Raw genomic sequence first — 6953 nt, forward strand, 5'->3', positions numbered from 1 at the left:
GAGCGCAGCGAGCCGATAGGGGCACTCGTGCAACAGCCCCCTCTGTCTTTATGCTAAGGACGCACTGATAAATTCAGCGACTCCTTACGCCTTTCCTGCGAGTTTCTTGTAGTTGTTGTAGCGCGTCTCAGCGTCCTTCTGCGTCTTCTCGAAGAGTACTTCCGCCGCCTCGGGGAAGTTGCTCTTGAGGCTGATGTAGCGGTTCTCGCCGAGCAGGAATTCCTGGAACTTCGAGAAGTCCGGCTCCTTGGAGTCGAGCGTGAACGGATTCTTGCCCGCCTCGATGAGCTGCGGGTTGTAGCGATAGTTCGCCCAGTAGCCGCACTCGACCGCGAGCTTGCCCTCAAGCTGTGCACAGCCCATGCCCTTGCGGATCCCGTGGTTGATACACGGCGAGTAGGCAATGATAAGGGACGGTCCCGGATATGCCTCCGCCTCGCTGATCGCCTTCAAGACCTGATTCTGGTCGGAACCCATGTCGATCTGCGCCACATAGATGTAGCCGTAGGACATCGCCATCATGCCGAGATCCTTCTTCTTCGTCTTTTTGCCCGTTGCCGCGAACTCTGCAATCGCCGCCGCAGGGGTCGACTTCGATGCCTGTCCGCCCGTGTTCGAGTAGACCTCGGTATCAAAGACTATGACGTTGACATCCTCGCCCGACGCAAGCACGTGATCCACGCCGCCGAAGCCGATGTCGTATGCCCAGCCGTCGCCGCCGAACACCCACTGCGAACGCTTGACGAAGTAGTCGTTGTCCTTGTAGATGCGGCAGAGAAGTTCGTCCGTGCCCTTCTCCTTCTCAAGGAGCTCGCGCAGGAGGTCGGCACGGTCACGCGTACCCTCGCCGCTGTCGCGCTTTTCGAGCCAGAGCTGCATCGCTGCCTGAAGCTCGGCAGAGCCCTTCTTCTCCTCGATTGCCTGCGTCACCGCAGCCGCGATGGACTCGCGCACTGCCTTTGTGCCGAGCAGCATGCCAAGACCGTACTCTGCATTGTCCTCGAACAGCGAGTTTGCCCATGCGGGACCGTAGCCCTTCGGGTTCTTCGTATACGGGATTGCAGGTGCGCTCGCGCCCCAGATGGAGGAGCAGCCCGTCGCATTTGCGATCATCATGCGGTCGCCAAAGAGCTGGGTGATGAGCTTCGCATACGGCGTTTCACCGCAGCCTGCGCACGCACCCGAGAACTCGAAGAGCGGCTGCTCGAACTGCGAGCCGATGACCGTCGTCTTCTTCATCGGGACGTTCTTGACCGAAACCTTCTCCGTGTCCACACCGTAGTCAAAGTACTTCTGCGCTTCGCGGAGGTTGTCGTCGAGCAGGGTCATGTCGAGCGCCTTGCCCGGGCAGACCTGCGCACAGTTGCCGCAGCCGAGGCAGTCGAGCGTCGAGACGGCGATCGTGAGGTTCATCCCCTTCGCCGGACGCGACTTTACGGACTGCATCCCCTCGGGCGCTGCAGCAAGCTCCTCGTCCGTCGTCAGCACAGGACGAATCGTTGCGTGCGGGCAGACGAATGCGCACTGGTTACACTGGATACACTTCTCCGGACGCCATACGGGTACGGAGATCGCCGTGCCGCGCTTCTCAAACGCCGTACCGCCGACGGGGAACGTGCCGTCCTCCATGCTGAGCAGCTCGGAGATCTTGAGCTTGTCACCCTCCTGCCGATTCATGACGTTCTGAACCTTCGTGATGAATTCCGGTGTCTTTGCGTTGACCGGAACCTCCTCATCCACGGCATCCTTCCACTCGGCAGGAACATTCACACGGTGGAGCGACTCGATGCCGTGATCGATCGCACCGTTGTTCATGTTGACAACCTTTTCGCCCTTGCTGCCGTAGGATGTGACAACCGCGTCCTTGAGATACTTGACCGCGTCGTCGATGGGGATGATGTTCGCAAGCTTGAAGAACGCCGACTGCATGACCATGTTGAAGCGTCCGCCAAGGCCGAGTTCGCGCGCGATGTGAACCGCATCCACCGTGTAGAACTGAATGTCGTTGGAGGCGATGTAGCGGCGCATCGATGCGGGCAGGTGCGTGTTCAGCTCCTCATCCGACCAGAACGTATTGAGGAGGAACGTGCCGCCCTTCTTGAGACCTGCGAGGAGGTCGTACTGACGGACATAGGACTGCTGCGAGCAGGAGATGAAGTCCGCCTTGTTGATGAGGTACGGGCTGATGATGGGCGACTTGCCGAAGCGCAGGTGGCTCATCGTGATGCCGCCCGACTTCTTCGAGTCGTATGCAAAGTATGCCTGCGCATACATATCCGTCTTGTCACCGATGATCTTGATCGCGCTCTTGTTCGCGCCGACCGTGCCGTCCGAGCCGAGACCCCAGAACTTGCACGCCGTCGTCCCCTCTTTCGTGAGGTTGACATCGCCGTGGATCGGTGTGAGGCTGCGGTGCGTGACATCGTCAACGATGCCGAGCGTAAAGCCGTGCATCGGCTCGTCCTTTTTCAGCTCCTCGTAGACCGCGAAGATCTGATCCGGTGTTGTATCCTTACCGCCGAGACCATAGCGTCCGCCGACAATGACGGGGTTCATCCCCGAGCTGTAGTACGCCGCCTTGACATCGAGGTAAAGCGGCTCGCCGAGCGATCCCGGCTCCTTCGTGCGGTCGAGGACGGCGACCTTCTGCACTGTCTTCGGGAGATACTTGAAGAAGTGCTCGACCGAGAACGGACGATAGAGATGAACGGAGAGCAGACCGACTTTCTCGCCCTGTGCGTTGAGGTATTCGGCGACCTCCTCCGCCGTCTGGCAAACCGAACCCATTGCGATGATGATGCGCTCCGCATCGGGCGCGCCGTAGTAGTCGAAGAGATGGTGCTCGCGCCCCGTGATCTTCGTCATCTGCGCCATTGCCTCTTCGACAAGCTCAGGGATAGCGTCATAGTAGCGGTTGACCGCCTCGCGTCCCTGGAAGTAGATGTCGGGGTTCTGTGCCGTACCGCGTACCACCGGATGATCCGGGTTGAGTGCACGGCGGCGGAACTCATTGACTGCATCCCAGTCGAGGATCTTCGCGAGATCGGCATAGTCCACGACCTCGATCTTCTGAATCTCATGCGAGGTACGGAAGCCATCGAAGAAGTTGATGAACGGAATGCGTCCCTTGATCGCGACGAGATGCGCCACGGCAGCGAGATCCATGACCTCCTGTACGCTCGACTCTGCGAGCATGGCAACGCCCGTCTGACGTGCCGCCATGACATCCTGATGATCGCCGAAGATGTTCAGCGAGGACGCTGCGATCGCACGTGCGCTGACATGGAACACACCCGGCAGAAGTTCGCCCGCGATCTTATACATATTCGGAATCATGAGCAGGAGTCCCTGCGATGCTGTATAGGTCGTCGTGAGTGCACCGGCTTGGAGTGAGCCGTGCACTGCACCGGCAGCACCTGCCTCCGACTGCATTTCGATGAGACGTACCTTCTGTCCGAAGATATTCTTCATTCCCTTTGCAGCAAGGCTGTCGACGTGCTCTGCCATCGGCGAGGACGGTGTGATCGGATAGATCGCCGCCACATCCGTAAAGGCATAGGAGATGTAGCCGGCAGCGGTGTTGCCGTCCATCGTCTTCATTTTCTTGGCCATGTTACTGCTCCCCTCTCATTGAAAATGCCCACGCATTCTCAAAGATATTAAAATATAACCACATGAGCAAAGAATTTGTCCCCTTTCATTCCTATTGATAAAAAGAATCAAAAAGAATATCTATGGAGATGCGGGGATTCAATACTTTCTATTTATTATACAACGGAACAACAGGCTTGTAAACAAGATAGACTTTCTCAAGAGTTGAAACCATTGACTTTTCTCATTGTTTTTTATGATGAAAATATCTAATCATCCTATCAAAAAACGAGCTGCACTCAGCAGCTCGTCCGTCCAAGCAGTGGATGTGTCGTTGGTCTGAGGTCGCGCACGCGTATGAGATGAAGTGCCTCGGCGAGCTCGATGTCACGGCGGCGGCTGCCCTCCTCGTACACATAGAGCGGATGCTCCACGCCGATCTCACTCGCCGGCATATAGACATACTCATCGGTCGTCCGATCACCGAAGATAATGCCGCGCAGCAGCTGCGCCTCGCGTATCAAAACATATCCCTCCGCCAGAGCATATAGACGACAGTTGTAGACACACAAGCTGCGATGACGACCACACGCATAAATCCGAGCGGGTCGCCTTCGTACGGCACGGGCACATTCATGCCGAAGAAGCTCGAAATCACCGTCGGAATCGCAAGGATGATCGTGATCGCCGTCAGAAATTTCATCACGAGGTTCAGATTGTTCGAGACAATCGACGAGAACGTATCCGCGAGCCGTGCGAGGATGGTGCTGTACATCTCCACCATCTCGCGCGCCTGCTTGTTCTCGATGATGACATCCTCAAGGAGATCCTCGTCCTCCTCGTACATCTTGAAGATGTGGTGCAGCGTTGTATTTGTACGCAGACGCATGAGACGATCCAGCACCGCGCCGTTCGAGCGCAGTGCCGCATTAAAATACGTCAGCCCCTTTTGCAGCTGCAGGAGACGCAGGATCTCACTGTTCTTCATGTCGTGACGCAGGCGATCCTCGATCTCCTCGGACAGCTTGCTGATCTGGCGCAGGTAGCGCAGGTAGAACACATCCGACTTGTAGAGGATCTGAAAGAGGAAGCGCGTCCGCTTGTACGTGCGAAAGAGCTTTGCCGTGCGCTCGTTGAACTCCGCCATCACGGGCGTTTCCTCAAGGCAGACCGTGATGATGTGCTCGTCTGTGAGGATGATCGCGAGCGGCAGCGTATCGTAGCTGTCCTCACCGCGATAGACGGGCACATTCGTCAGGATCATGACCGAGTCGTCCTCAACATCCGTATGCGACCGCTCCTCATCGTCGAGTGCGGAGCGCAGGAAGTCGGGATCAACCTCCGTCAGCGTACTCACGACCTTCAGCTCGTACGGTGTCGGATTGACAATGTTGATCCATGCGCCCTTTGTGAGCGTCTTGAGGGACAGCTCCTGAAGGGGGCCGGATTCCATGGATTTATAGATTTGCAGCAAGGGAGGACGCTCCTTTCAGGCCTTTCCTCCCCTGTCAGCGCTACATACGGAAACGAAGAGAGGACGGCATACATATGTGAGGTTCAGGCTGCAAAGGTGTATCGTCCATGCTCTTCACTTCCTTTCGATAATCGTTCACAAAATAACCGAATGAATTGTAACGCAAAAAGCGCCGCTTGTCCAGAGCGGCGCAGAAAATGTTATACATTAAAGCGGAAGTTCACCACATCGCCGTCGCGCATGACGTAGTCCTTGCCCTCAAGTCGCACCAGCCCTTTGTCACGCGCTGCTGCCACGCTGCCGAGAGAAACGAGATCATCATAGTTTACGATCTCCGCGCGGATGAAGCCGCGCTCGAAGTCCGTGTGAATCTTGCCCGCCGCCTTTGGCGCCGTTGTCCCGCGCGTAATCGTCCACGCGCGGCACTCGTCCTCACCCGCCGTGAGGAAGGTCTGAAGCCCGAGCAGGGAAAATGCGCCGTGAATCAGTCGATCCAGCCCGCTCTCGGAGAGCCCGAGATCCTCGAGGAAGATCGCCGCCTCCTCGGCATCCAGCTCCGCAATCTCCTCTTCGAGGCGCGCCGATACCGTCACTACTTCCGCGCCCGTACGCGCGGCATACTCCTTGACGGTCTGCACATGCGGATTCTCCGCGTCTGCCGTCGCTGCCTCATCCTCGCCGACATTCGCGATGTAGAGGATCGGCTTGCGCGTAAGGAGGTTGAGGTCGCGCAGCATCGCCTGTTCCTCATCCGAGAGCTCCACCTCACGCGCGGGCTTTCCCTCATCGAGCGCAGATTTCAACCGTTCGAGTGCCGCGTGCTCCGCCTTTGCCTCCTTGCTGCCGGATTTCAGCAGCTTCGTCACCTTCGCCATGCGTTTCTCCACCGCTTCGAGATCGGCAAGGCAGAGCTCCGTCTCGATGATGTCAATGTCGCGCAGCGGATCGACAGCGCCCTCCACATGCGTGATGTCCGTGCTCTCAAAGCAGCGGACAACATGCGCCACGGCGTCCACCTGACGGATGTGCTCAAGGAATTTATTGCCGAGCCCCTCGCCCTTCGATGCGCCCTTGACAAGCCCCGCGATATCCACAAAGCGAACGCTCGCGGGCGTCGTCTTTTTCGAATGATAGAGATCGGTCAGCACCTTGAGGCGTGCATCCGGCACTGCCACCACGCCGACATTCGGCTCGATCGTGCAGAACGGATAGTTCGCCGCCTCCGCGCCCGCCTTCGTAATCGCGTTGAACAGTGTGCTCTTGCCCACATTCGGCAGACCGACAATACCAACTTCCAGATTGCTCACTCAGATTCCCTCTTTCACTGACCGCAGTCACGTCATATTCCTTGACACGATAATGCACTCGTTATGTTATAGCAGAAATTACCGGAGAGGTCAATCATTGCGCCCATTTCGGGGCAGAGAAACGAGCTTTTCCTCCACATCATCATTTTTTCTTATGAACATACCTGCATAATGTTGCAAATGCTACTTTCTTTTTTGAAATCTTGTGTTATAATTTGAAACAACTGGGGAGACTCCCCTTACTTGTCAATTTCCTTTTACGATATAGGAGGTCTATCATGGCGATTACAAAGGATATGAGCATCATCGAGATCGTGCAGACATATCCCGACACGGTTGAGATTCTGATGAATGCGGGCATGGGCTGCCTTGGCTGCGCAGCGGCGCATTTCGAGAACATCGAGCAGGGTGCAATGGCGCACGGCATCGACATCGACGCGCTCATCGACGAGCTGAACGCATCCATCGGCGAAACGGCTGCGGCACAGTAAAAGAAGGGGCTATTGCACGAGCGCCCCTATCGGCTCGCTGCGCTCGCCACTTCCCCCGCTCTGGCGGGGGAAGCTAAGATACCACAATCC

5 protein-coding genes are annotated in these 6953 nt (G+C 57.0%); 1 reads left to right on the forward strand and 4 read right to left on the reverse strand.

What is annotated here, in order from left to right:
* Positions 1-84: 84 nt before the first annotated feature.
* From nifJ to ychF, 4 genes are all read right to left on the reverse strand, one after another.
* Positions 85-3612 carry a pyruvate:ferredoxin (flavodoxin) oxidoreductase gene (nifJ, locus tag HMPREF9081_RS09820; RefSeq protein ID WP_006307122.1) on the reverse strand — a complete coding sequence of 1176 codons (3528 nt, stop codon included), beginning with the start codon at positions 3610-3612 and terminating at the stop codon, positions 85-87.
* Positions 3613-3890: 278 nt separating this feature from the next.
* Entirely contained in the window at positions 3891-4115 is a 225-nt protein-coding gene (locus tag HMPREF9081_RS09825; protein WP_006307123.1) for a hypothetical protein, read from the reverse strand.
* A complete protein-coding gene (locus HMPREF9081_RS09830) occupies positions 4112-5065 on the reverse strand; it encodes a magnesium transporter CorA family protein (protein WP_006307124.1) in 954 nt (317 codons plus the stop codon). The genes HMPREF9081_RS09825 and HMPREF9081_RS09830 overlap by 4 nt, the downstream gene beginning before the upstream one ends.
* 200 nt (positions 5066-5265) lie before the next feature.
* On the reverse strand, positions 5266-6372 hold the full coding sequence (ychF, locus tag HMPREF9081_RS09835; RefSeq protein ID WP_006307126.1) for a redox-regulated ATPase YchF: 1107 nt from the start codon (positions 6370-6372) through the stop codon (positions 5266-5268).
* Between the two features lie 278 nt (positions 6373-6650).
* On the opposite strand from ychF, the gene HMPREF9081_RS09840 reads away from it, so the two are divergent.
* The gene (locus HMPREF9081_RS09840) at positions 6651-6863 is read left to right on the forward strand and encodes a DUF1858 domain-containing protein (protein WP_006307127.1); all 213 of its coding nucleotides are present in this window, start codon (positions 6651-6653) and stop codon (positions 6861-6863) included.
* Positions 6864-6953 lie beyond the last annotated feature (90 nt).

It is taken from the genome of Centipeda periodontii DSM 2778 (genome assembly GCF_000213975.1).
Lineage (GTDB): Bacteria > Bacillota > Negativicutes > Selenomonadales > Selenomonadaceae > Centipeda > Centipeda periodontii.